General features: G+C 37.8%; 22 protein-coding genes. 6 read left to right on the top strand and 16 right to left on the bottom strand.

Features of this window, described 5'->3' with window-relative positions; genetic code table 11:
- Positions 1-57: 57 nt before the first annotated feature.
- From IWC72_RS09590 to IWC72_RS09530, 13 genes are all read right to left on the bottom strand, one after another.
- Positions 58-1611 (bottom strand): RagB/SusD family nutrient uptake outer membrane protein, encoded by a 1554-nt coding sequence (locus IWC72_RS09590; protein WP_194525984.1) that lies wholly within the window; start codon positions 1609-1611, stop codon positions 58-60.
- 10 nt (positions 1612-1621) lie between these two features.
- Positions 1622-4846 carry a SusC/RagA family TonB-linked outer membrane protein gene (locus tag IWC72_RS09585; protein ID WP_194529627.1) on the bottom strand — a complete coding sequence of 1075 codons (3225 nt, stop codon included), beginning with the start codon at positions 4844-4846 and terminating at the stop codon, positions 1622-1624.
- A 190-nt stretch (positions 4847-5036) separates the two neighbouring features.
- Complete coding sequence (locus IWC72_RS09580; protein ID WP_194529626.1) at positions 5037-7862, bottom strand: Kelch repeat-containing protein; 2826 nt, start codon at positions 7860-7862, stop codon at positions 5037-5039.
- Positions 7863-7871: 9 nt separating this feature from the next.
- A complete protein-coding gene (locus IWC72_RS09575; protein ID WP_226979535.1) occupies positions 7872-8993 on the bottom strand; it encodes a glycoside hydrolase family 5 protein in 1122 nt (373 codons plus the stop codon).
- Positions 8994-9004: 11 nt separating this feature from the next.
- Entirely contained in the window at positions 9005-9430 is a 426-nt protein-coding gene (locus IWC72_RS09570; RefSeq protein ID WP_194529625.1) for a GlcG/HbpS family heme-binding protein, read from the bottom strand.
- A gap of 4 nt (positions 9431-9434) precedes the next feature.
- On the bottom strand, positions 9435-10394 hold the full coding sequence (locus IWC72_RS09565; protein WP_194529624.1) for a sugar phosphate isomerase/epimerase family protein: 960 nt from the start codon (positions 10392-10394) through the stop codon (positions 9435-9437).
- Between the two features lie 28 nt (positions 10395-10422).
- Positions 10423-10980: a cupin domain-containing protein gene (locus tag IWC72_RS09560; protein WP_194529623.1), complete on the bottom strand. Its 558-nt coding sequence runs from the start codon at positions 10978-10980 to the stop codon at positions 10423-10425.
- A gap of 19 nt (positions 10981-10999) precedes the next feature.
- Positions 11000-12265 (bottom strand): MFS transporter, encoded by a 1266-nt coding sequence (locus IWC72_RS09555; protein WP_194529622.1) that lies wholly within the window; start codon positions 12263-12265, stop codon positions 11000-11002.
- Positions 12258-12893, bottom strand: a complete 636-nt coding sequence (locus IWC72_RS09550; RefSeq protein WP_194525977.1) for a GntR family transcriptional regulator — start codon at positions 12891-12893, stop codon at positions 12258-12260. The genes IWC72_RS09555 and IWC72_RS09550 overlap by 8 nt, the downstream gene beginning before the upstream one ends.
- Before the next feature lie 281 nt (positions 12894-13174).
- Complete coding sequence (locus tag IWC72_RS09545; protein WP_194529621.1) at positions 13175-13999, bottom strand: class I SAM-dependent methyltransferase; 825 nt, start codon at positions 13997-13999, stop codon at positions 13175-13177.
- Between the two features lie 363 nt (positions 14000-14362).
- On the bottom strand, positions 14363-15049 hold the full coding sequence (locus IWC72_RS09540; protein ID WP_194529620.1) for a GNAT family N-acetyltransferase: 687 nt from the start codon (positions 15047-15049) through the stop codon (positions 14363-14365).
- 91 nt (positions 15050-15140) lie between these two features.
- Entirely contained in the window at positions 15141-15386 is a 246-nt protein-coding gene (locus tag IWC72_RS09535; protein ID WP_194529619.1) for a hypothetical protein, read from the bottom strand.
- 12 nt (positions 15387-15398) lie between these two features.
- Positions 15399-16343, bottom strand: coding sequence for an NAD(P)/FAD-dependent oxidoreductase (locus IWC72_RS09530; RefSeq protein WP_226979681.1), 945 nt, complete (start codon positions 16341-16343; stop codon positions 15399-15401).
- Positions 16344-16494: 151 nt separating this feature from the next.
- Between IWC72_RS09530 and IWC72_RS09525 the strand changes: the two genes are divergently transcribed.
- Positions 16495-16872 (top strand): Fur family transcriptional regulator, encoded by a 378-nt coding sequence (locus IWC72_RS09525; RefSeq protein WP_194529618.1) that lies wholly within the window; start codon positions 16495-16497, stop codon positions 16870-16872.
- A 35-nt stretch (positions 16873-16907) separates the two neighbouring features.
- On the opposite strand, the gene IWC72_RS09520 is transcribed toward IWC72_RS09525, so the two are convergent.
- Positions 16908-17660 (bottom strand): arylamine N-acetyltransferase family protein, encoded by a 753-nt coding sequence (locus tag IWC72_RS09520; RefSeq protein ID WP_194529617.1) that lies wholly within the window; start codon positions 17658-17660, stop codon positions 16908-16910.
- Positions 17661-17746: 86 nt separating this feature from the next.
- Positions 17747-18484 carry a DUF5995 family protein gene (locus IWC72_RS09515; protein ID WP_317171428.1) on the bottom strand — a complete coding sequence of 246 codons (738 nt, stop codon included), beginning with the start codon at positions 18482-18484 and terminating at the stop codon, positions 17747-17749.
- Between the two features lie 368 nt (positions 18485-18852).
- On the opposite strand from IWC72_RS09515, the gene IWC72_RS09510 reads away from it, so the two are divergent.
- The 3 genes from IWC72_RS09510 to IWC72_RS09500 are packed head-to-tail and all read left to right on the top strand — an operon-like array spanning position 18853 to position 21805.
- On the top strand, positions 18853-19269 hold the full coding sequence (locus tag IWC72_RS09510; protein WP_194529615.1) for a DUF6789 family protein: 417 nt from the start codon (positions 18853-18855) through the stop codon (positions 19267-19269).
- Positions 19270-19276: 7 nt separating this feature from the next.
- Positions 19277-20011, top strand: a complete 735-nt coding sequence (locus tag IWC72_RS09505) for a flavodoxin family protein (protein ID WP_194529614.1) — start codon at positions 19277-19279, stop codon at positions 20009-20011.
- Positions 20012-20059: 48 nt separating this feature from the next.
- Positions 20060-21805, top strand: a complete 1746-nt coding sequence (locus IWC72_RS09500; RefSeq protein WP_194529613.1) for a thiamine pyrophosphate-dependent enzyme — start codon at positions 20060-20062, stop codon at positions 21803-21805.
- A gap of 78 nt (positions 21806-21883) precedes the next feature.
- On the opposite strand, the gene IWC72_RS09495 is transcribed toward IWC72_RS09500, so the two are convergent.
- Positions 21884-22264: a DUF5995 family protein gene (locus IWC72_RS09495; protein ID WP_317171427.1), complete on the bottom strand. Its 381-nt coding sequence runs from the start codon at positions 22262-22264 to the stop codon at positions 21884-21886.
- Between the two features lie 298 nt (positions 22265-22562).
- Here IWC72_RS09495 and IWC72_RS09490 point away from each other — a divergent pair, with 298 nt between their 5' ends.
- Both IWC72_RS09490 and IWC72_RS09485 read left to right on the top strand, forming a co-directional pair.
- Complete coding sequence (locus IWC72_RS09490; RefSeq protein ID WP_194525968.1) at positions 22563-22865, top strand: DUF2607 family protein; 303 nt, start codon at positions 22563-22565, stop codon at positions 22863-22865.
- Between the two features lie 252 nt (positions 22866-23117).
- A complete protein-coding gene (locus IWC72_RS09485; protein WP_194529611.1) occupies positions 23118-23807 on the top strand; it encodes an ABC transporter ATP-binding protein in 690 nt (229 codons plus the stop codon).
- The last annotated feature ends 2 nt before the right edge of the window (positions 23808-23809 follow it).

Genomic DNA, 23809 nt, shown 5'->3' with positions numbered 1-23809 from the left:
GGCTTTGAACAACTACTTTCAAAGCCCTTAAAACTAACTCTAACTCAACAAACTATTTTAATACCCTTGGTTCTGTTCTAGATTAGGGTTTATACTTAATTCTGAATTTGGTAGTGGCACCAATTCATGTCCACTAGGTATACTTACACCGTATCTAGACTGAATGAAGTTGGCTGCTTCTCCCGATCGTCTAATTACAGGCCAAAGCGAATACTCCCCGCCCAGTTCATGTCTGTATTCTTCTAATATATTATCTAAAGAAACTGTCTTTGCAGGTGCTGTACCATTCCAAGCTCTATTTCTAACACGATCAAAAGCAGCCTGTGCTTTTGCAGTTTGGCCATCCTTAAATGCAGATTCTGCCAGACTTAGCAAAACTTCCCCATAGCGTATCCAAATATGGCCTTGGTTTCCAAAAAGAACGGTTCTTCCCCAACCATCAATATTTGGGTCTCTCCAACTTTTTACGCCCCAGTATCCACTTCTTTGATCAGGTGTACCACCTACCCATGGTTCCTCTACTGTTCCACACGTATTGATATCTACCCCGTCATAATCTATAATATTGATTAACGGATCGGGATGTTCTTCTCCTGGGCCTATAATAGTCGCCTGGCGTCTTAAATCTCCTTCTTCAAAAGAATCATATAACTCTTTGGTAGGAATACCTGTAAATCCACCACCACCGGTTATATCCGTTGGCATGGCAAATAATTGCAAAATATTGACCTCATCATTTCTATTCCAACCTAAATCTCCGTTTGCGGCCCACTGAAGTTCAAATAGAGATTCTACTCCATTGCGGTTTGATACAGAATGGATATCTAAAAAATTAGGTTCTAACGAAGTTACGCCACCCGCTTCTATTGCTTCAAATGCTGTAACGGCTTCGGCATATTGACCCAACCACATGTGTGCATTTCCTAAAATAGCATAGGCCGTTCCTTTGGTGACTCTTCCCTTTTCTCCATCATAAGTCCACGGAAGCCTGTTTACCGCATCTTGCATGTCTGCAACTATTTGCTGAAAAACCGCTTCTTGTGAATCCCTTCCTTTGAAAGGATCGTCATCAATACTTAATACCAATGGAACCCCTCCATAAACTGCCGCCAGGTATTGATATGATACCGCTCTTATAACCAAAACTTCTCCTATCAACCTTTTACCCAAGTCCTCACTAATACTACCCGCATCTATAGCCGGCTGAAGATTATTTAAAGCATTGTTCGCTCTACCAATAACCCGGTAGTTGTTAGGCCAAATCTTAACAGGAATATCTGTATCAGGATTGATATCAAAATCAAAAAAGGGAGAATCTTCGCGTACACTAGGGTCTTGCCAATCTAAGGTTATGTTATTGGCCATTTTAAAAATACCCTTCACATTATATTCATTGGGAAGACCAGGATCACCTTGAGAGTCGTTTTGTAAACCATCATAAACACCGGTTACTGCAGCTATTGCAGTAGCATCCGCCCCAAAAACAACGCCTTCAGACAAATCTTTGTTATTGGTATCTTGCAAGAAGTTATCAGAACAACCTGCTGTCATTGCTAGCAGAACAGAACCATAGACTATTAACGTCTTTGTATTTTTCTTTATAATATTCATAACTAAATATTTAAAATTTAAAATTGAAGCCCAGGGTTGTTGTACCTGAAATAGGGTATGCACCCGCATCAATACCTCTTGTTGTTACACTACTATTGCCTCGTATATCAGAATTCTGACCTATTTCAGGATCAGAACCTGAGTAATTGGTAATTGTAAATACATTTTGAGTACTTACATATATCCTTAAAGAAGAGATACCCAATTTATCTATTATCTTATCCGGCAGACTATAGCCAATATTCAGGTTACGTAGTCTTAAGTAGGATCCATCTTCTACAAAATAGCTAGAAGCTCTGTTATTCTGAATATCACCATCATCTATTAAAGCTCTGGCGTAGCTATTTGTAGAACCCTCGCCATTCCACCTATTATTGAAGTAATCTGTACTCACGTTAGAAAACGATGCAGAATTACCATAACCGGAAGCACTTTCCAGTTCACGTTTTACCAAGTTCAATATTTCGTTTCCGTAAGAGCCATAAAAATTCAACCCTAAGTCAAAATTCTTGTACGAGAAGTTTAAATTTAGACTTCCGTAAAAGTCAGGAACGGGACTACCTATAACTTCACGATCTTCACCAGTAATCTCTCCATCTCCATTTAAATCTACAAATTTGCGATCACCAGGAGAGGTTTCATTTGCTTGATAAAAACCACTTGGAGCAGCAGCATTAAGTGCATCTATCTCTCCTTGGTTTTGGAAAATACCATCGGCAACAAAACCATAGAAAGAACCTACTTCTCCTCCCAAAGCCGATCTTGTAATATCATACCAAAAACCTGCTTCGTTGAAGCTGTCTAAGAACTCATTATCAAATCGAACTTCATTTGAGGGCGTATCAAGCTCTGTTATCTCATTGCTGATTTTTGTTAAATTCGCCGAAATATCATAGGTAAAATCTCCGTCGTTCTTCCGATATCCAACCATGAATTCGAAACCTTTGTTAACTACACTTCCTCCATTTACAGGCTTGTTTGCAAAACCCGACTGAGAAGGAACATTTATATTGAATAGAAAATCTGAAGACTCGCGATTAAAGTAATCTGCCGTAAAGTATAGCCTATTATTCAAAAGCTCTCCCTCAAAACCAACATTACTCTGTACTTGGGTTTCCCACCTTAAGTTGGCATTTGAAGCTCCTACAGGAGCAAGGCCCACAACATTATTTCCTCCAAAGCTGTAACTAGAATCGTTTCTAGGTGTACCGTTATTAAATATAGAACTGAAACCAAAAGGACTGATACCATCAAAATTTCCGGTTTCTCCCCAACTGGCTCTGAATTTCAATATATTGAACGTACTGTTTTTCATGAAGGTTTCTTCATCTATATTCCACCCAGCAGCGAATGAAGGAAAAACACCCCATAGATTTTCCGAGTTAAAACGGTTACCTACCCCATCTCTACGGATAGTTCCTGTTACGTAATATTTACTATCAAAACTATAGTTTAACCTAGCAAACGTACTTGCCAGCGTTTCTCTTGTTGAAAAACCTGCAGCGTTTGAAATTTCTTCGGCTTGGGCTATATCCCTAATTCTATTGTCCAAAAATCCTGTGCCTTCTATCTGGCTATATTTTGTATACGTTCGCTGTGCGGAAACACCGCCTAGTACATCTACCTTATGCTTGTCCGCAAAAGTTTTGTTGTATTGTAAAATATATTCCGCCAACCATTGGTTGTCGGTACTTTGTGTATAGGTATATATAGCAGCATTTCTAACATCAACATTACCGGAACTCCTGTAATACTTTGGATTAAAAACCCAACCGGCATAATTATCTACCCGTGTACCTACATTAACTTTAGTAGAAAAACCAGCAGCTATATCCCACTCCGCTCCAATATTGGCCAGCACTGTATTTGTAATATTATCTCGGTCAGATTCACCTGCTCTAGCTACAAAGTTTCTACCATCACGAAAAGTTTCACCGCTTACATCTGGATAAGCGCCATAATTACCATTGGCATCAACCGGTAAGTTGGTCGGGTTGACATCACCTTGAAGGTTAACTTCTCCAACAGGAGCCAAATGAGGTATGTTTCCGTATAAATTCAACAGACTACCACGACCCGAACCTAAGGGAAGAAAACTTTGAGAAGACACATACTTTGTATTGGCCTTTAACCTAAGTTTATCCGTGATATCAAAACTTGAGTTGAAACCTAAATCATATCTCTTATATTTAGAACCAATAAGCGTTCCTTCTTCATCATACGCACCTGCAGTAAAAGCTATCTTAGATTTTTCACCACCACCACGTATACTTAATGTAGTGCTCTTACTAATGGCCGAATTGAATACTTCATCTTGCCAGTCTATACTCCTAAGGTTTCCGGGTGTATTCCAACCGTCATAGGGAATAGCTACACCACTAACTTCCGTATCGGTACTATTACTAAGTCCTACAGCAAAAGGAGCAAATGTTTCTACGCCCAATACATCAATAGTTTTAGGTTGAGTACGGAAACCAACAAACGTATTCAGTTCTACCTGAACTTTACCGTTTGAACCCTGCTTGGTCTGAATAATAACAACACCATTACTTGCACGTACTCCATAAAGAGCAGTAGCAGATGCATCTTTTAGAACAGACAGTGATTGTATACTATTAGGATTTATAAATGATATATCTCTTGTTGGAAAACCATCTACAATATAAAGAGGTGTGGTACTACCAAATGACCCTACACCACGAATATTTACAGAAACAGACGCACCTGGAGCACCGGAGTTAGAAGTAATTTGAACACCACTTGTTTTTCCTTGTAATGCTTGATCTACTGTTGTAGCAGGAAAAGTATTTAATTCGTCCGCGCTAATAACCGCTACGGCTCCCGTTAAATCTTTTTTGGTTGATGTACCGTAAGCCACCACAACCACTTCTTCTAATGATTGGGCATCTTCTTGCATTTGTACATTAAGTACCGTTTTCTCTCCTACGGATATTTCCTTTTTTGCAAATCCTATAGAACTAAAAACCAATGTAGCATTGTTGCTTGATACTTTTATAGAATAGTTACCGTCAAAATCTGAAGCTACCCCATTTGACGTTCCCTTTTCCACTACCGAAACTCCAGGAATTGGCTGCCCATCCGCATCCGTGATCGTACCTGAAACTGATTGTTGTAAAACCAAGGCAGTTGCCTCGGGAGGAGCTGTATTTTTTGTAAACGCATTAGCTCGCACAGAAAATGATAAAACTGTAATACATAAGAACAGTAGTTTCATCGTCAATTTTAGCTTTGATGGTTTAATGCATCTAAGCCTAAACTGCTTATAGTTTTTCATATCTTTGAAATGTTAATTATTTGACTAATTTTTGTTAGTTAATTTTCAGCGAGATGTGTGCCAGCACATCTCGTTTTTTAATTTTTTGTCTATCTCATTCGCGTATTATCTATGTTTTAGTTTTGGTTAGTTATATTTTCTTCAAAAGACAGACCCAGTCATCATGCTTGGTGCCTTTTGTAGTTGGCGGTACACCTAATTCTCTGACAGCACCAGCACTAAGAGTTGTAACACTTCCCAACTGAAGTTCTCCCCCATTTACAGGATCGAACCAGTGTACTTGAAACTCTCCTTCTTCTTCCAACAAATTAATTGTTGCTTCTTTAGTATCCGGAAGGAACAAAGCATAAACTTCTCCCTTTTCCCGAAAACAATATGCTTCTTCTATATTGACTAAGCTATGTTCCGGTTTCATCTGCCAGAACGGGAGATACTCTTCAAAAAACACTCTAGCATGATTGGTTATTTGCCAAAGTCGATTCCTTTCCCGCCAGTCTTCCGAATTTAAATCGTTATGCGGGTGTTTTGCTCCAAAATACCACTCTACTCCCGCACCACCGGAAAGTAATGTTCCCCATAACACATATTTCCTTAAGCTATCATGGGTTGGGTCCTCACTATCCAAAACAGCGCCTTGATACCATTTTCCTATTTCATCCATAGTAATTAACCATTCATTCCCTGCAGCTTCTGATTTCTTTTTCCATCTTTCTATTACTTCTGAGGTTTCTGTTCTTTCTTCTTGTTGCAAGGAGAGTCCATCAACATACTTATAGCCAACAATAGAATCTAGAATATCGCTTCGTAAAGGGTCTTGTGCATGCGTGTGCAAAAGCACCGGATGGTTATACGCGTCAGACTCCTTAATAAACTTCGCCATTGCTTTTCTTTGCGCATCGTTCTGCCCTAAAGGCGACCAATGTGCAGGTCCGTTTTCTTCGCCTAAATTCCAATTAAGCGCTAAATGATGACCAAAACGCGCCATCAATTCATTCAAGTATAGCTGTCTTAATGGCCCCGTATCCCCTCCATCTAACAGAGTTTCATTTTCGGTTTCCTGTAAAACGATATGTAGTAACAACCCTTTAGACTGCATATGGCGAAAAACAATTTCCCATTGTTCTAATTTGCTCACATCAAAACGATTGAATTCATCCGGTTTAGCGTAAGGCCAAACATCTTTTCCATCACCCAAAATGTTCATAGTCAAGAAATAAACTGAATTCATTCCTGTAGAAGCAAGATAATTTAGAGCTCCAATAAGTGCTTTTCCTTTACCATCTTTCCAAGTAGGATCACCCGTTTTCCAATCTTTTAAGTGTAATGGGTAGGAGTGAATTTCGTTGGTGGTGCTTGCCTCTCCTTCTTCATTTGAAGCTTCCATTCGGTACGTATCGTCAAAATCAACATAACCCAATAAATTTTCTGGGCTATTAGCTCCCACTTTCATCCAATATTTATCCGAACCCGTGAATTTATAATAACCGTTGGATGCTACGAGCCTGCCATGTGCCCTAAAATCAACACCTTCCTTATCGGATGCTACCACTTTAAACCCGCCAGTAGCATTGGAAATGGAAATTTTTTCTGCTGTGGCAACATCATTTTTTAAAGCGATATTATCTTGATGGTACAGTACAGCAGAATACGTCCAATCACCCAACTCCTCAGGAGTAAACCGAACACTCCAAATATTCCCCTGGTCTGCACTGGACTCAGAAGCGTTTCCATCTGCCGCATAAAAACCTCTTATTGTATAGTTGGTCTCCTCATTTTTGAACTCCACTTGTAGTAAGTAGTTTAAAAACGGATTATCAGCTGCATCTTCTGAAGTCTTAGGACCTTCAAAATTTAGTTCTACTGTATGCCATTGTTTTCGGATTTCAGTAAAATTAGTGCTGGCAACCGCTACACTCTCATCTGTTTCTGAGGGTAATTTTAACCTCTCAATTGTAGTTAGTTCTGGTCCACCTCCACGATTACCGCTACCTGCAGCCATATAGACATAATCATCAACAATAACATATCCGGTGCCGTGACGCCCTTGTATCATTGAAGGCCAATTCCTCCATGTTTTTGTCTTTATATTATAGGCTTGCACTTCATTATGAGCAACTTCATGTGCTATACTTTCCCCGCCGCCAACTATTACTTCATTCTTCCAAACAAATGCAGCATTTCCCGCTCTTTGGGTAGGTATGGCTAAATCATCCGTAACCTTTAGCCATTCATTTTTTTCAAAATCATACACATTACCGTATGTATTGGTAAGTGCCATATCCTGACCTGTTTTCTTTGAGGTTTTACGACCCGCAAAAGCATATAACTTGTTACTGGCCACTGCAGCATGAAAGTGGTCACGGGAACCAGGAGCATCTGGTAACACCTTCCATTCTCCCGTTTTAGGGTCATACACATCAAACCACGGCTGGTAACCGTTCATATGGCCTTTGGTGATTCCTCCTACTACATATATTTTACCATTATGAGCAACAACGCCTGCCCCACCTCTTCTGCGATGCTCGGGAATTTCATGACTATAGACATACTCATCTTTCTCCGGATAATAGACAACAACACGGTCCAGTGGAGTTTCATTAGGCCATTGTCCGGTCATTCCTCCAATAATGTACACGGCATCATCTACAACAACCGGTTGAAAGTGATGTATCTCAATTGGTGTTGATGCTTTTGCCGTCCATATTTTGTTTTCAGTATCAAAGACATCGGTAGGATTAATACGCCTACCTCCCATAAGGAGAATTTTATTTTTATAGGCAACCATACCTGCCTCATGGCGGGCTGTTGGCTCTCCTTTTGCTTCAATTTTCTCCCACTGCCATGTTTCCGTCTTGGAAGCGGCACAACTCATTAACGATAAAAGACCTGCGAAAACTACAATGAAGTACAGGTTCTGCGAGAAAAAATCCGATTTATATACTTTGGTATTTTTCATTAAGTCGTTCTATTTTTTATTCGTAATTATATCAATCAATTCTTGGTATGGTGTACCGTCATCCGCTACAAGACCAAAGCTTCCACTTTTGTAGTTCCAATTGGCGTGGCCTATGCCCGTTTCTTTAAACAAGGCCATCATATCTTCATACCATGCCAAAGCCTCTTTTTTAGGTGCTCCCTCAATAATTCCAAATTCTCCACAATACAGCGGCAGACCTAAGGATTTTGCTTTTTGAATCGGTTTTTGCCATAATTCCAACAAAATCTCTTTATCGAATTTTACGTCTACATATCGTTTCACTGAAGGCTTTACATTTTTCGGCAGGGTATTGAATTCCTTTTCAGTAAGCAAGACGCCTGGATAATGCACAGGACCTTCATACCCTTTTAAATTCGTCCAACTTGCATTGTAGTGACTCAGTAAAAAAGGTGTATAAAAATGAAAACTCAGCAGAATGTTCTTATCATTTTCAGGCACTTTTAGCGCATCAAAAGTATCCACGGACTGCCACCTATTAGAACCTATAACGATAGTCCGTTTTGGCTCAAGCTCACGAATAGCCGCAAAAGCATTCTTCAATAATTTATTCCACGATTCATTATCATCAGCTACCGCCTCGTTCATTAATTCATAAGCCACCAGGGAGTTAGGGTATTTGCTCAAAGCTTTTGACAGATCGCGCCATAAATCGAAGAATTTTTCTTGTTCTTTCGCTTCTGTCCACAGCGGCTTTTCTTTCGCATTAAAGTGATGTGACCTAAGAATATGGAGGTCCACTATAACCTTTAAATTATATTCCTCGCACCATTTTATACAATTGTCCATCAGCTCAAAAGCATCATCATGCCTTTCAACATCATCATTCCACATTTGCTCTTCGTCAATGGGCAACCTAATATGATCAAATCCCATAGCTGCGATCGCCTTGACATCCGCTTTTGTAAAAAACTGCTTGCGTTCCTCTCCCCTACGACCACTTTGTGACAACCAATGCGCAATGTTGGTTCCCTTATAAACAGTGAAACTTTCACTCTTTTTTTGCTCTGAGGACTGACAATACGAAACAGTTGTGATGAGTAACATCACACATAGGAATCCATTTTTCATCATTTTACTATATAGCTTCATACACTTCAATTTTACCAGCCCTTATTTTCCAATGCTTCCAAAACAATAACCTCATCCATATCTGCATCCATGGTTCCCGCTACTGCAATTGCACCTATCAATTCATTATTAAAATAGATGGGATACCCCCCTTTTAGTGGCACATATGCCTGGCTAGTAGCACTATCCAAAACTAGCATTGGCGAACGCCCAGCAAGTACCACAGCTTCTATATCAATTGTTGCTCTTTTGAAAGCTGCAGCAGTAGCTGCTTTTCCTATTGCTATATTGGCGGCACTGCTCATAGTATCATCAAGACTTTCCAGTAAAAGGAGATTCCCTCCGTTATCTACAATAGCTATGGCTCCAGGCACTTTGTGCTTAGCCGCCGATTCACTTGCAGCCGCCATTAGAGACTTTGCTTCTTGGTATGTTATTTTGTACGTTGTTTTAGGCATCCTTTTAAAGTCTGTATATTTCCTGGCGCACCAATTTCATAAGATCCATATGTTTTTCTTCATGCATGAGCCTTCTATATTTATCTCGATCTAGGTTCTCTACAATATTCCAAATGGCCATATTCATTTCTGCATGTTCCGTAAAAAAGCCAACCATATCAAAAATACGGGGCGAAGCATCTGCCGTAAAATACTTGTCATAACCAAATTCTTTGGCGTAAAAGAAAAATTCTACGGTATGCAAAAAGTTTCTAGAACCGCCTATCAAATCCCAATCAAATTGCCAATCATTATCATTGGTGTGCAAGTAATAATCCATATTTGAACGCTCACACATGGCAAGTACTTCAGCCGGATTTTCTTTTGCTAAAAGTGAATGACCAAAATCTATGGTAATACCCGTAGCCGCATTTTGAACCTCTTTTAAAAACACGATGGTCTTAGCACAACTATCCAGAAAACAGTTCACTCGCGTCTCATTAATTTTATATTCTACGAACAATGGCATCTCTGGTTTGTAATCTGCAGCTTCGGCAAAGGCATCAATCATATTTGACCACCCCTTTTTATAATCTACTTGAAAAAGATTATCATATCCATCGGATAATGGACAAACTGTAACCAATGGCGCACCAACGGCAATAGCATAATCCTTAGCATCTTTTATTAACTGTACGGCACCTTTACGTAAGTCTGCATCTGGTCTAGACAAAGCTCCAGGAACCCATTTGGTTTCCTTCTTAATATTGGCGTTTACCGCGGCAAACTCCAATCCCATTTCTTGCATTAGTGCCTTAGTTAAAGAAGCCTCTTCCGTCTCATATGGAAAAACAATTTCAACACCCGTTACACCATTAATCTTCTTAACGGTCTCCAATCGTTCCCGTAGCGCAGTAGGCTTTTGGTATTCTGAAAAACGGTCTTGTGTTTTGCTTAGAAAAGCGGTAATTATACTCTGTTTCATATGTTTATAGATATGTGTTTCTTACGTATTATAGGGTATTCGGTTCTTTTTCGATTACAGTATCCCGAACTATACTAGGGTCTGTAAATTGGTCGTTCAAATCTGTTACGGTAGTAGAAAAAGAATACATTACCGCACCCTGAGCCCCAGCTTGAAACCAATGTTTTGTTCCTGCTGGAAGCTCCAATTGATCTCCCGGTTTCATAATCACCTCATTTCGCATGGTGTAACAATCTTCCTTACCTTCTACTATGAAGCCTTTTTTCATATTGTTTTCCCCAGGGATGTAAAAATAAAGCTCACCACTGATAGCCCTGATAACCTCTTCTTTACCTGCATCATCTCCTACTGTAGGATGCCAATGTTCTGGCTCTGTTTGAAAAGGAAGCAATATCAAAATCTTTCCTGCTATTCGTCCTGTCTGAAACATGGTTAAAATTTGAATTCCTTCTTCTTTAATATGACTCAAACCAAAATCAGCAGCCGTAATCTTATCTCTATCTGCGGGAGTTAACAATAGACCTGCAGCTTCAATCATCTCTAGTGATTTTTTACAGACCTCTTTAAATTCATCGTATTTTATCATTCTTATTTTTTTAGTCTATCTAATTCAATTTTAAAGCCCGTTCTGGTTTTATCGCCAGCCACATAGGAATAGCCAGAACGTTCAAGGCGGCTGCCAGAAAGAAAAAAGGCGTGTTAGAACCCGTAAAAGCCACCAAATAAGGAAATGCCAAAGCTGTAAAAAACGAACCAAGGTTTCCTGCCATATTCATTGTACCACTAACCGACCCTGAATATTCCTTACCAACATCCAAACAAACGGACCATGAAGGACTCAAAGTCATATCCGCACCAAAAACTGCCATGGAGATAAAAATTACAGCTCCAAGAACATCATTCATATATACACTACCTACCAAGCCAATTGCCGCTAAGGAGAAACCAATAATTGCAGGAAGCTTTCTGGACAACGACCATTTCTTCTTTTTATAAATTGTATCTACCATGTAACCTGAAACCCAATTACCCAACGCGCCAAAAAAAAAGGGTGCCGAAGAATAAAACCCGGCTTCGATAATATCTAAATTATATTTTGCTTTCAGATGAGGAAACAACCAGGTTAGGCAAAAGAAAAAGGTAAAATTACTGCTGAAGTACTGTCCCATAAGCAACCACATTGCTTTGGAACCGAACATTTTAGAGAACGATAACGGTAATTTATCTGAATTTACTTTTTCTGTGTTGGCTTCAATTAGTTCCAACTCGTTTTCCGACATAGATTTATGGTCCCTAGGGCGATCCCGATACCACCCATACCAGACAATAGCCCATAAGACCCCTAGTGCGCCTAATATTACAAAGCTCATGCGCCAACTGGTAAGATCAATTAACCATGCTACAATAGGCAAAGCAATTGCCGCGCCTAATCTACCACCTGAAAAATTAATACCGTGTACCAGGCCACGTTCCTTAACAGGAATCCAACTAAAAATAGCTCGCGCCATACTCGGAAAAGCACCAGCTTCCCCCACCCCAAATAGAAACCGAACCACCAATAATCCACTAAAATTAAAAACAGCTCCGGTCAATGCCGTAAAAATGGACCACAGACTAACCACTCCTGCCAATATTTTCCGTGCTCCATATTTGTCTGCCAGATAGCCAGATGGCGTTTGAAACAACGCATACCCCAAAGCGAATATTGATAAAACCCAACCCATTTCTTTATCCGAAAGACCAAGGTCATTGGCTACGGGATCTTTGGCTACGGAAATCAAAATTCTATCGAAGAGTACAATCATGGATAAAATGAACGTACCAAAAACCATTCGATATCGTATAGGAAAAAATATGCCTTTTTTACTCATTCATTCTTTTTAAGATGAGTTGCTTTGTCTTATCCAAGTGCAGCTTTGCTAAAGATTCCGCCAAATCTGCATCTCTTTTTTCAATAGCATCAATAATATTTATATGTTCCGAAAGTGTTTCATCTGGAAACCTCAGAAGACCAATAGCATCCATACTCACCAAAAGATTACCCTGCCTAAATAGGCGGTGTAAATATTCATTTTTACTTCCCTTTAAAATTGCCTCATGAAATTGGGCATCAACTTTTTTGTAGTATTCCAAATCTATTTTCCCTTTTAAAAAAGGTTGAAACATACTTCTAAGGGCATTGATTTCTTCATTGCTCGCTCTTTCCGTAAATAGTCTAATAGCAACACCTTCCATGGCTGCTCTACATTCGTAGATTTCAACAATTTCCTTATCTGTAAATTCTTTTACAATAACACCTTTACGAGGAACGGACTCAATAAGTCCCTCACCTTCCAACATTTGAAGTGCCGTTCTTAGAGGCGTCCTACTGATACCCAAATCTTCCGCAAGCTTGTCTTGCACTATTTTTTGACCGGGCATCAGTTCTTTTGACATAATCATGGCTCTGACCGTTTTATAGGCCTGATCACTCAATTCGTTGTTGGCAATTTTTCTCATAGTGATTCGCTTTTTTGTATACCGTATACGAAATACCGTATGCGAAAATATAAAAGAAAATGGTTTTGGCAACTATTTCTTTGTCATATCAGCAAAATTTAACAGTAAAATTGAATAAATCTGTTTTTGGATACAGATATAATTATTGCTTAGAGATACAATTAGGTGTAGAAAACCTACTGTCTTTGTTTTTCAAAGACAATGAAAAACATATCAGCTTCAATAAAAAAGCCCTATGAGTCAAAAATTGACTTGACCAATAGGGCTAGAGTAAAAATATATTAGAACTTTTTTGCCGCTATCATCATATGTGGACTAAAACTTAGAAGATTTACATCATTCTCAGTAATTTCTACTAAATCCATTAGCGTTTTTTTATCCTCTTCGTTGGACATGCGAACGAAATAATCCTTATCCAACCAAGCCATTCCCTCCACCGCATGAGTATTCAAGTATTCCAACTCTTGAGTTTCAAACTCCTCTCTCAATTCTTCTGGCCTGTGATAGTAGGCTTCGGCAAGAAGCCATGGAAATTCTTCTGGTGGAGTATGAACTCCACTTGTTAACTCTTCTACGCACATCTTAAAATAAGATTCTTTGTGCAACAACCCGTGAAATAGACCCACCAAGGTAGATGCGGAATAGTTGATAGCAAAACCCAAAATAATCCCTCCCTTTTTCGCAATCCTACAAGCTTCTTTTATTGCTTTTATTCGGTCTTCCTTATTCTGCAAATGATACAAAGGGCCGTGAATGATTACTAAATCTGCATAATTATTTGGCAGGTTTAAACATCTTGCTTCTCCCAACTGAACCTGAAAAGGATTCTTTAGACTACTTGCCCTTTCTTTTGCTTTCTTAATGTGTTTAGGAACAGGATCTATCAAGCACACATCATGCCCCTTATTTGACAACCACGCTGCGTACTTGCCCGTACCACCGCCTACATCAACTACTTTGGCCGAATCTAGTTGAAGATATTTATCTATGAGATATTTTATCCTTTCGAACTCAAAAACACCCATGCCTTTGTCCAGCCTGGTTTCTTCTGATGCCCTGGAATAAAAGAATTCTATTTCTCTACTTATTAATCGTTTTTTGCCCATTAGATGTTGGGAGTTACCTTTTCATATTACAGATAATACTCTGTGATAGGAAAAGAGGGTCGTACAAACAATAGACCACTTTTGACGTTCTTAAAATGTTGTGATTTATAAAAAAATGAACATAGTTATCTCCTTACACTGGATTTGAGTAACCCACTGGTATGTTCATCTCTATTAAGGAGAGTGTCTTTAGAAAAGACAAAATCTGTATGTTAAGTATAGTAAACAGGCTCTAAAAGTAAATGATAAATTTTAAATTTCAAATACCTCTAATAGATAACCTAGCTAGATATTTATTTACAGATTTGGATTCTTAGAAAAAGGGGTGACTCATGATTTCTTTATTAGCCCTTAAACCGCACCTTATTTTTTGCGATACAACCACCAGTTCATATCTCTTGTTAGCTCATATCCTAATTTCTCGTAGAGAGCAATTGCCGGATTACCTTTATTTGTGTGCAAAATAGGCGTTTTGTTCTCTCTGAGAATTTCCTTTGTAGTATGCGCTATCAACTGTTTGGCCAGTCCTTGTCTGGTATACTCGGGGTGAGTAACCACTGCACTAACTTCTATTAAATGATTGGTCTGCATGCGTTGCCCTGTGATTGAAACCAACTTACCATTCTTAAATATGCCAAAGTACTTCCCCATTTCAAAGGTTCTTTTCTTGTAGTACCCAGGCATAACCAACCAGACTAAATCATAAATTTCATCCATAAAACTCTTATCTAGCAAGACAATGTTTTCTGTTATTGAAACGTCTGGCAACGTATTTAAAACCATTTGACAGCCATCAATCTTTTTCTCAAAGATAACTTTGGTTTCATCTATTACAGGAGTTTGATCGGCTGAAACAAAGAAGAAATGATCCGAAGTTTTCACATACTCATCAGCAGCTTTAGCTGTCTTTGATTCATCAAAAAAAGAACCAAAAGTGCACACATCGGGGTTATAAAATTGAACTCCATTCAATTCAACAGCGAAGTTTTTATGGGTCTCCTTTAAGGAATACCAAACCGGATTTTTTAATTGTTCCTCCAAATCTATCATGAGGTCAAATATATAAGAAATATGCTTTTATTTCATCTTAAGAAAAAAAAGACATAGCCCTTCATGAGACCAGTTAGTTCTATGTTTCTTTTTACTGCGGAATACGGTCTTCCATTATTTCACATCGTATTCCGAATTCACGGGTCAAACGCATAATTTTTACGTGATCTATATGCATTCCTTCTACGCGCAAAACGGTATGCCCTTTTGGAAAAGGTAAATCAGTTTCATCCAAGTCAAAATCAATTTTCAATTCAGAAAACACGAGCCCAAGCATTTTTACTATCCCTTTTGCCTGAGCTCGTTTATCTATATTGGTAATGAATACTTCAACCATAAACGTTTAGGTCTAGAATTCCTCTTTGGACAGCTCCATATTCGCCACTGCGCCAACTATAGCTCCAGCGGATACCGCAATTGCCAAAGAACGCATTCTTATGCTGTTGTCTCCACATGCAAACACACCATCTACAGTAGTTTTTTGCATCATATCTACCTGAATATAACCTTGCTCCGTAAGTTCGCAACCTATAAACTCCGGTATATCTAGATTTTGCTGAAATGGAAGCGGCCCATACGCCGCCTCAAAATGCATTGTACTGCTATCATCAAAAACTACATTTTTCATGAATCCATTTTCATGTTCAATCTCTGTAATTTCCTTTTCAATGATATGAATATTATGTTCTTTCAATTTCAACAGCTCTTCCGGAGTAAAGTCTGCTTTTCCATTGGTTAAAACACTAAGGTTATCTGTGAGGTTACTTACCAAAGGAGCCAGGTGAAATGCGACTTCGCCATTGGCAATGATTGCCGTTTTTTTGTTTCTTATTTCATACCCGTGACAATAAGGACAATGAACTACGGAAATACCCCAACATTCAGAAAACCCTTTAACGGACGGCATTATATCTTTAATTCCGGTGGCAATTACCAATTTCTTAGCTTTAAATTCTTTTCCTGATTCGGTAAGAACATAAAAACCACCCTCTTCTTTTCTGCCCTTAATTGCTTTGTCTTCAATAAAGCTGACCGTGTCATATTTTAAGACTTGCGATTTTGCTTTTTGCGAAATTCCAGCCGGAGTTGAACCATCTTGTGTTATAAAATTATGCGAGTGCGGCGTTTGCCTGTTACACGGTAACCCACTATCTATAATTAAAACATTGCGCAAAGAACGTCCCAACGCCATGGCCGCAGATAGACCGGCATAGCTACCCCCTATAATTATTACATCGTAATCTTTTGTCATAGCATTATCTTTTTTTAAATGAGTTACTACCATAGGAAACATAGGAACTAATCCGGCAACGCTTCCTTTCTTTATTGCATCTCTTCTAGTCATTTTAAACACACTATCGCAACATTGTCGCATTAACTTATTTTGCAAATATATAGATATTTTGTACTATTGCAACTAGGTTGCAATAAATTTATTTTCTATAATGAAAAGAAGAAATACCGTTACCAAAGAAGCTGTGCTTTCCGTCTTAAATGCGTCTGGCAAAGCCATGAGTCAACAAGCAATTGAGAAGGAAATTGGAGTTGATATTAATAGGGCTACTATTTATAGAGTTCTAAACCGATATTGTGATGATGGTATTGTACATAAAATTATTGCAGACGATGGTAGGCAGTATTTTGCTATTTGTATAAAGTGCGACGAAAAAAAGCAACCTTTACATCACTTTCACTTTCGTTGTACGCAATGTGAGACCATTGAATGTTTGCCTGTGCCGGTTACGTTTTCGCTGCCCAAGAGCTATACTTTAGAAGGGGTTAACTGTGTTCTTACCGGGGTTTGTAAAGATTGTGCCAAGTAGTTATTGAACCAACTTATAAGCCCTAGTTTACGGCATTACCCTATTTCTATATCAAAATGTTGTTTCAATTTGGCATCAAACTCATTTTCTTCAAAATCTACTTGCTCCTCGACTCCCATGCGAGTAATTTTCAATTGAGAATTATTTAGCGTAATTCTTCCTTCTTTTTTTGCAATTGAAATTAGCTTCTTCTTTGTAAAATGCGAGTTTTCACTTGTCTGATGAAACATACACCTTTCGGCAAATTCGGAAAGATTTCGCTCTTCATTTCTAAATATATATTGAGGAATTAGCTTATTGTTTTTCACTTCATTTATACGGAAATAATTAGCATCGTATTTGTCAAATTGAAATTGCCCATATTTATCTAATATCCGCTGACCAATTTCAAGTTTCAATGGTTCTAATGAAAATTTACCAAAACCCACATCAACTAAAAAATCATGATTATCTAATTGTACTAGTATTGCTAAATGGTCGTATTCTGGACTGTAATGTGCCTCTTTTGTATGAACCCGTGCTGAAATCAGTTTTGCATTAAAGCCTATTTGTTTTAAGAAATCACAAAAAAGCCCATTGAGTTCATAGCAAAATCCTCCACGTTTTTCAACAACTACCTTTTGATACATATCCATTATTGAAAGCCTTATATTTCTTCCATAATGTATGTCTAAATTTTCAAATGGAATATTAAGCAGGTGTTGTTTTTGAAGTTTGAAAAGAACACTTTTTTTAATGGTAATTGTATCTTGAAAATCTATTCTATTTAAATAGGCCTGTGCGTTCATTTTGCTAGTGTATCTATTTTATAAAATGTCCAATTTATTGAGTATTGAAATTGGTATTACTCCATTCTCCCCCGAGGTCAACGTATTCAGTTTTCCCTTAAGGTTGAAATGACCTTTCCTACATTTTTTTCTTCAAACCTACCTATACATTTTAGCACAAAACCAATTACCTTGGATTTAGGCGATTTTATACACTCCCCTAGCTTCAGAACTACTAAATCCATAGTATCAATAGCTTCTCCTTGATGGTCAACTCCCAAACTCCATAGTAAATTAGCATTACGCCATGATACCTCTCTGGCCCTGCCCATACTAAAATTAATGATTTTCTCATCTGAATTTTCCCCTGCCAGATCTAATAAAAATAATAATGGAGATACCCGGCTAAGGCGGTCTTGCATTTCATTGACAATGTTACCAAGAATGGTATTTACTGTATTAAAATCATTTTCTATATCAATTATTTCTTTGCCTTGCATTACAGCACTTGCTGCTAAACCCAAATCAAGATTAATGTGGGTATTGATACCTAACATGATATGTTGTAGAATGGTTAGTGGGTCGTTTTTGGCATCAAATGCAAACTGCCAAGATTTACTGATTGGTTGGTTTGTTGTATAACCGTTGTATGCATCTATATAGTAGTTGGCAAAGGCAACATCAAAAGTTTCCATTCGGGCGTTATCCTCAAAATTCCCTAATTGTACCTCATTCAGAATTTCAGCAGTGACCCTTCTATACAAAAAAGCAAAATATCCTATGCGGTCATTGTTGGCGATGGCATTATCTATGATTTCGTCCAATTGAATTAGGACTTCTTGTATGGTGGTTGGTCGGCTGATGGTTGTAATTGTTTATTTAATTAAAACTTATTTGTTGGTTAGAAATTTCAAGTTAAGTAAATGAATAGAAGTACTTCATTAAAATTTTAAAATCATTTTAAACGTATTACGTCAATCATTGTAAATAGGTGTTTTATAGCTGAAACATGCCTCTTAAATGATTTCAACCACATAAAATTCAAGTAGTATATCGCCTTCACGCTAATAAAAAAATGGTATGAACTAATGATTTAATGTAACTAAAAATATCTTGCGTGCTGTTAATCAGCTTCATATTGGAAATAAATAGGTCTGTATGAGTAGAAATATATATAGACTATAAAATTATCAAAAAGCAAAAAAGTATATAAATGAAAAATGAATTACCAAAATTGGTGTTAGCAGGAATTTTAGGAACAGTAGTAATGACCATAATAATGTTGGTAGCACCACATATGGGCATGCCCGAAATGGCACCATGGAAATTATTGGCAGGCGCTATGAACTTACCCATAACAGTAGGTTGGGTGTTACATTTTCTTATGGGAATTCTATTTGCTTTAGGGTATGGTTATGTATTTGCTCCTAAAGTCAACATCTCTAATCTTTTCTTGAAAGGAATTGCCTTTGGTATCGTAGCACTTATTATGGCACAGATTGGTATGAAGGTAATGGGAGTGCTATTTGAAATGCCACCAATGGATGGTTCTATGCCAATGAGATTAGTGGCGATGTCAATTGGTCACATAGTATTTGGTGTGGTTACTGTAAAAACTATAGGAAAATAAGAACAATATGAAAAAGACAGATTTTAGTACGTTAAAAGCAATATTCATCAATTGTACCTTAAAAAAATCACCATCTAAAAGTCACACACGTAATTTAATCGATGTGTCGGCTAAGATTATGAAATCGGAAGGAGTTGATGTAGAGATTTTACGACTTGCAGATTTTGACATACCCGTTGGTGTGCAACCAGATATGACCAAAGAAGGATATGATAAAGATGATTGGCCAGAAATTTATAAAAAGGTAATGGCAGCGGATATATTGGTGATAGGTACGCCTATTTGGTTGGGTGAACGTTCATCGGTAGCTACAAAACTCATTGAACGATTATACGCTATGAGCGGGTACCAAAATGATAAGGGGCAATACGTGTATTATGGCAAAGCGGGTGGTTGTATTATTACCGGTAATGAAGATGGAGTTAAACATTGTTCTATGGGAATATTATATGCCTTACAACACTTGGGTTATAGTATACCACCACAGGCAGATGCAGGTTGGATAGGGAAAGTTGGACCCGGACCCAGTTATGGAGATACGGAATGGGGTGGCGAAAAAATTGAGCCACCAGTAGGTTTTGATTCAGAATTTACGAATCGTAACACCACTTTTATGTCATACAATCTAATGCATTTGGCTAAAATGTTGAAGGATAACGGAGGATATCCGTCTTACGGAAATTCAAGAAAAGATTGGGATGACGGCACACGTTGGAATTTCGAAAATCCGGAGTATAGATAGAAAATGGATGCATAGTTCATCCAATTTAAAAATATAAAGAAATTACTTATGAGTAAAAATGTATCAGAACAACTACTAGATATTTTACAAAGTGTTGGAGTAGATAAAGTATATGGAGTAACGGGCGATGCCTTAAACTTTTTTGTTAAAGCAATAGAAGAACGAGACACTGTTGACTGGATCGGCATGAAACACGAGGGTAACGCATCTTTTGCTGCCTTTGGTCATAGTCAAACAAGCAACAATTTAGCGGCATGTGCAGGTACTGTTGGCCCTGGTGCTTTGCATTTGATTAATGGATTGTACAATGCTAAAAAAGAACGCACGCCGGTTATTGCTGTAACAGGTCAAATTAATCAGAAACAACAGGGTACCAATTACTTTCAAGAAGTAGATTTAAAAAAGGTATTTGATGATGTTTGCGATTACCAGGCTATAATTGAAACACCAGAGCAAGCACCAATGGTAATACAACGCGCCATTAAAATTGCGATAGCCAATAATGCAGTGTGCAGAATAGAGTTGCCGGCAAATGTAGCGGAAATGAAAGCCGAGAATGAGCAATTCGTACATCCTATTAAGAAATATGTTTCCCGTTTAGTTCCTGAAGAATCTGTTGTTATGAAAGCTACCAAGCTTTTGAACAGTGCTAAAACGGTAGGTATATTGGCTGGTGATGGATGCAGAGAAAGTAGAGCTGCCGTACTTGAATTATCTAAAAAACTAAATGCACCTATTACCCATAGTTTACGTGCTAGCGATATTTTTGACCATGATACTGACAATGTTGTAGGCCTTACCGGTTTAATAGGAAATCCTTCTGGTTACAATGCCGTCATGAAGTGTGATTTATTACTGATGTTAGGTACTGATTTTCCATACATAGATTTTCTTCCACATCAAACAAAAACGATACAGGTAGATATTCGACAAGAAAATATAGGAAATAGAACCTCGGTATCACTTGGTATATGGAGCGATATTTCGTCATTTTTAGAATTGTTAAATCCGAAAATTAATCAGAAAAGCGATACAGCGTTTTTAGATAAATTAAGAGGTAATTTTAAGGATTGGAGAGCGAATATGAAAAAGCAGGCCTCCCCTACTCGAAACCATGAACCTTTGCACCCGCAAATATTTGCAGACTTGGTTAACGAGCATGCGGCTAATGATGCCATTTTTACGGTAGAAACGGGTACTTCTGCCATATGGGCTGCACATCATATTTCTTTTCATAGTCAAAGAAGACTTATCGGTTCTTTTAACCATGGTTCTATGGCTGTGGGTTTACCTTCTGCCATTGGTGCTCAGTTTGCGAATAAAAACAAAGAAATATGGGCTTTTTGTGGCGATGGAGCTTTTAATATGTCTATGCAAGATTTTATAACGGCCGTTAAACACGAATTACCGGTTAAAGTTTTAATATTCAATAATTCAGAATTAAGCTTTGTTAAGTTGGAAATGGAAGAAGCAGGTTTGGCAGCAAGCTTAGACGCTTTACATGAAACCAATGTCAATTTTGCTGAATATGCTAAACTTTGTGGTGGTGATGGTGTTAGGGTCGAGCATGCAGAAGATATCGATGCAGCTATTATAAAAGCTAAAGCAAGTAAAAAACCATTTATTATTGATGCTGTTGTGAATAGTGGTGCATTGTCCTTACCGCCACATATTGGCATAAAAGAAGCTATAGGTTTTAGTACTTCTAAAGTAAAAGAAGTAGGTCAAATAATTAGCGGAGATAAGGGACAATGGGAAAACTTAAAAAAAGAGTTGTATTCTTATTTTGATTGATATTTAGCAAGGTTTGGAATTTTAAAAACACCAGTTTTCAAAGTGATTCTTTTTATCTCAAACTTGAGATATTAGGAATCACTTTTTATTTACAATAATTTCTTTGCCATGCATTACAGCGCTTGCTGCTAAACCCAAATCAAGATTAATGTGGGTATTGATGCCTAACATGATATGTTGTAGAATGGTTAATGAGTCTTTTTGGGTATCAAATGCAAACTGCCAGGATTTACTTACTTTGCTATTATTTACATAACCGTTATACACATCTAAATAAAAGTTAGCGAATTCAACATCAAACTTCTCCATATGTTCATTATCCTCAAAACTTCCCAATTCCACTTCTTTGAGAATCTGAGCCGGAGTTCTTCTATATATATAGGCAAACAACCCTATGCAGTTATTGTTTGCAATAGCCGTATCAATTATGACGTCTAATTGCTGAAGAACTTCTTGTATGGTAGTTACGCGGCTAATTTTATATTATTTTCTGTATTATACGTTTTCAATTTTCACTCTTAAAGATACTCATAAAAGCAATTTCAATTTCCCTAGTAACAAATTTTATAAGACCACACTTTTTTAATAGGCCAATGAAAAAATCCCGTAGAACCATACTCTTATTAGAATTTCCATTGCCAGCTTGGCATTTCCCAAGAACGTTACTCCACCTTATTAAAATTGTTTGAATTGCCATTCTTCTTTTTTATGCTTCTACCAAAATAATCTAGAATATTGTTTACTTTTGCCTCTTCTTATGCAAAACGTAAAACGTTTTATTGCCATGTTTTATGTTGCCTTGATGCTTTTGTTCAAGGTTGCAGGCTTGCATGCGCTAACGCATCATGCAGACGAACAAGACGTTCAACACTGCGAGCTTTGTGATATTACCACAGTAGTAAATTTCATTCCTGCTTTAAAAACCGAACATCCGGTTTTACCACAAAAGGAAAATTACTTTTCCGAACCAAAATTTACGAATACCACGCCTTATATTGTTTTTAACAATAGGCATTTGGCCAGTAACCTTTTTACTAGGCCTCCCCCACAGTTCTCATAGCTCATATTTTTTTCACCATCCTGTTCATAGGGTGCGTACGTCCTATAAGCACTTTATTTAAGCTTTTGCAGTCCTTTTTTCTCTTGGAAAAGAGGTGCTAATACTTTGATATACTGCTAAAAAATATGGGCACATCCCTTTATCAGGGTGACTCTTCTACAATAATACGCTTTCTTTTTACTGTCATAGTCACAGACAGTAAGATGTACATATGCGTAAAAATTACAATCAATTTAAATTCATAGAACACTCATGCTTAAAGCAATAAATATAACCAAGTCTTACAATGGAAAAGTTGCATTGAAGGACGTTTCCTTTGAGGTATCAAAAGGAGAGATATTTTGTCTGTTAGGTCAAAACGGAGCAGGAAAAACTACTACCATCAATATTTTCTTAGGTTTTATAAATAAGGATGGCGGTCAAGCCTTTGTCGGTGATAAAGAAGTAGGCAAGGATGATACCAATCAGCTAACAGCGTACATTCCGGAAACCGTTCAATTGTATGGAAATCTAAGTGGTATTGAGAACCTAAATTTCTTTAGTCGCTTAGCCGGTTTTTCATATTCCACATCAGAATTAGAAGACTTTCTTAGCAAAACTGGTTTACAGAAAGATGCTCAACACAGTAGACTATCCGGTTATTCTAAAGGAATGCGTCAAAAAGTAGGGATTGCCGTTGCGCTTGCCAAGAATGCAGAAGTCATTTTTATGGACGAACCTACTTCTGGTCTTGATCCAAAGGCAACAGCTGAATTCACTAAAATTTGTAAAGAACTTGCCGCTATGGGCAAGGTTATTTTCATGGCTACGCATGATATTTTCAATGCCGTAGAATTAGGAACCACAATTGGAATAATGAAAGAAGGTATTCTGGCACAACAATTAAAAGCCAGTGAAATAAACGCAGAGCAACTAAACCAACTATACTTACAGACTATATAGAA

It is taken from the genome of Zobellia roscoffensis, assembly GCF_015330165.1.
Taxonomy (GTDB): Bacteria; Bacteroidota; Bacteroidia; order Flavobacteriales; family Flavobacteriaceae; genus Zobellia; species Zobellia roscoffensis.
Note: the sequence above shows the minus strand (reverse complement) of the source record. Positions and strands in the feature narration are given on the sequence as shown.

Bases quoted from the DNA above. Each gene is read 5' to 3' on its own strand.
- IWC72_RS09590 (WP_194525984.1), bottom strand. From the start codon at position 1,611: ATGAATATTATAAAGAAAAATACAAAGACGTTAATAGTCTATGGTTCT.
- IWC72_RS09585 (WP_194529627.1), bottom strand. From the start codon at position 4,846: ATGAAACTACTGTTCTTATGTATTACAGTTTTATCATTTTCTGTGCGA.
- IWC72_RS09580 (WP_194529626.1), bottom strand. From the start codon at position 7,862: ATGAAAAATACCAAAGTATATAAATCGGATTTTTTCTCGCAGAACCTG.
- IWC72_RS09575 (WP_226979535.1), bottom strand. From the start codon at position 8,993: ATGAAGCTATATAGTAAAATGATGAAAAATGGATTCCTATGTGTGATG.
- IWC72_RS09570 (WP_194529625.1), bottom strand. From the start codon at position 9,430: ATGCCTAAAACAACGTACAAAATAACATACCAAGAAGCAAAGTCTCTA.
- IWC72_RS09565 (WP_194529624.1), bottom strand. From the start codon at position 10,394: ATGAAACAGAGTATAATTACCGCTTTTCTAAGCAAAACACAAGACCGT.
- IWC72_RS09560 (WP_194529623.1), bottom strand. From the start codon at position 10,980: ATGATAAAATACGATGAATTTAAAGAGGTCTGTAAAAAATCACTAGAG.
- IWC72_RS09555 (WP_194529622.1), bottom strand. From the start codon at position 12,265: ATGAGTAAAAAAGGCATATTTTTTCCTATACGATATCGAATGGTTTTT.
- IWC72_RS09550 (WP_194525977.1), bottom strand. From the start codon at position 12,893: ATGAGAAAAATTGCCAACAACGAATTGAGTGATCAGGCCTATAAAACG.
- IWC72_RS09545 (WP_194529621.1), bottom strand. From the start codon at position 13,999: ATGGGCAAAAAACGATTAATAAGTAGAGAAATAGAATTCTTTTATTCC.
- IWC72_RS09540 (WP_194529620.1), bottom strand. From the start codon at position 15,049: ATGATAGATTTGGAGGAACAATTAAAAAATCCGGTTTGGTATTCCTTA.
- IWC72_RS09535 (WP_194529619.1), bottom strand. From the start codon at position 15,386: ATGGTTGAAGTATTCATTACCAATATAGATAAACGAGCTCAGGCAAAA.
- IWC72_RS09530 (WP_226979681.1), bottom strand. From the start codon at position 16,343: ATGTTTCCTATGGTAGTAACTCATTTAAAAAAAGATAATGCTATGACA.
- IWC72_RS09525 (WP_194529618.1), top strand. From the start codon at position 16,495: ATGAAAAGAAGAAATACCGTTACCAAAGAAGCTGTGCTTTCCGTCTTA.
- IWC72_RS09520 (WP_194529617.1), bottom strand. From the start codon at position 17,660: ATGAACGCACAGGCCTATTTAAATAGAATAGATTTTCAAGATACAATT.
- IWC72_RS09510 (WP_194529615.1), top strand. From the start codon at position 18,853: ATGAAAAATGAATTACCAAAATTGGTGTTAGCAGGAATTTTAGGAACA.
- IWC72_RS09505 (WP_194529614.1), top strand. From the start codon at position 19,277: ATGAAAAAGACAGATTTTAGTACGTTAAAAGCAATATTCATCAATTGT.
- IWC72_RS09500 (WP_194529613.1), top strand. From the start codon at position 20,060: ATGAGTAAAAATGTATCAGAACAACTACTAGATATTTTACAAAGTGTT.
- IWC72_RS09490 (WP_194525968.1), top strand. From the start codon at position 22,563: ATGCAAAACGTAAAACGTTTTATTGCCATGTTTTATGTTGCCTTGATG.
- IWC72_RS09485 (WP_194529611.1), top strand. From the start codon at position 23,118: ATGCTTAAAGCAATAAATATAACCAAGTCTTACAATGGAAAAGTTGCA.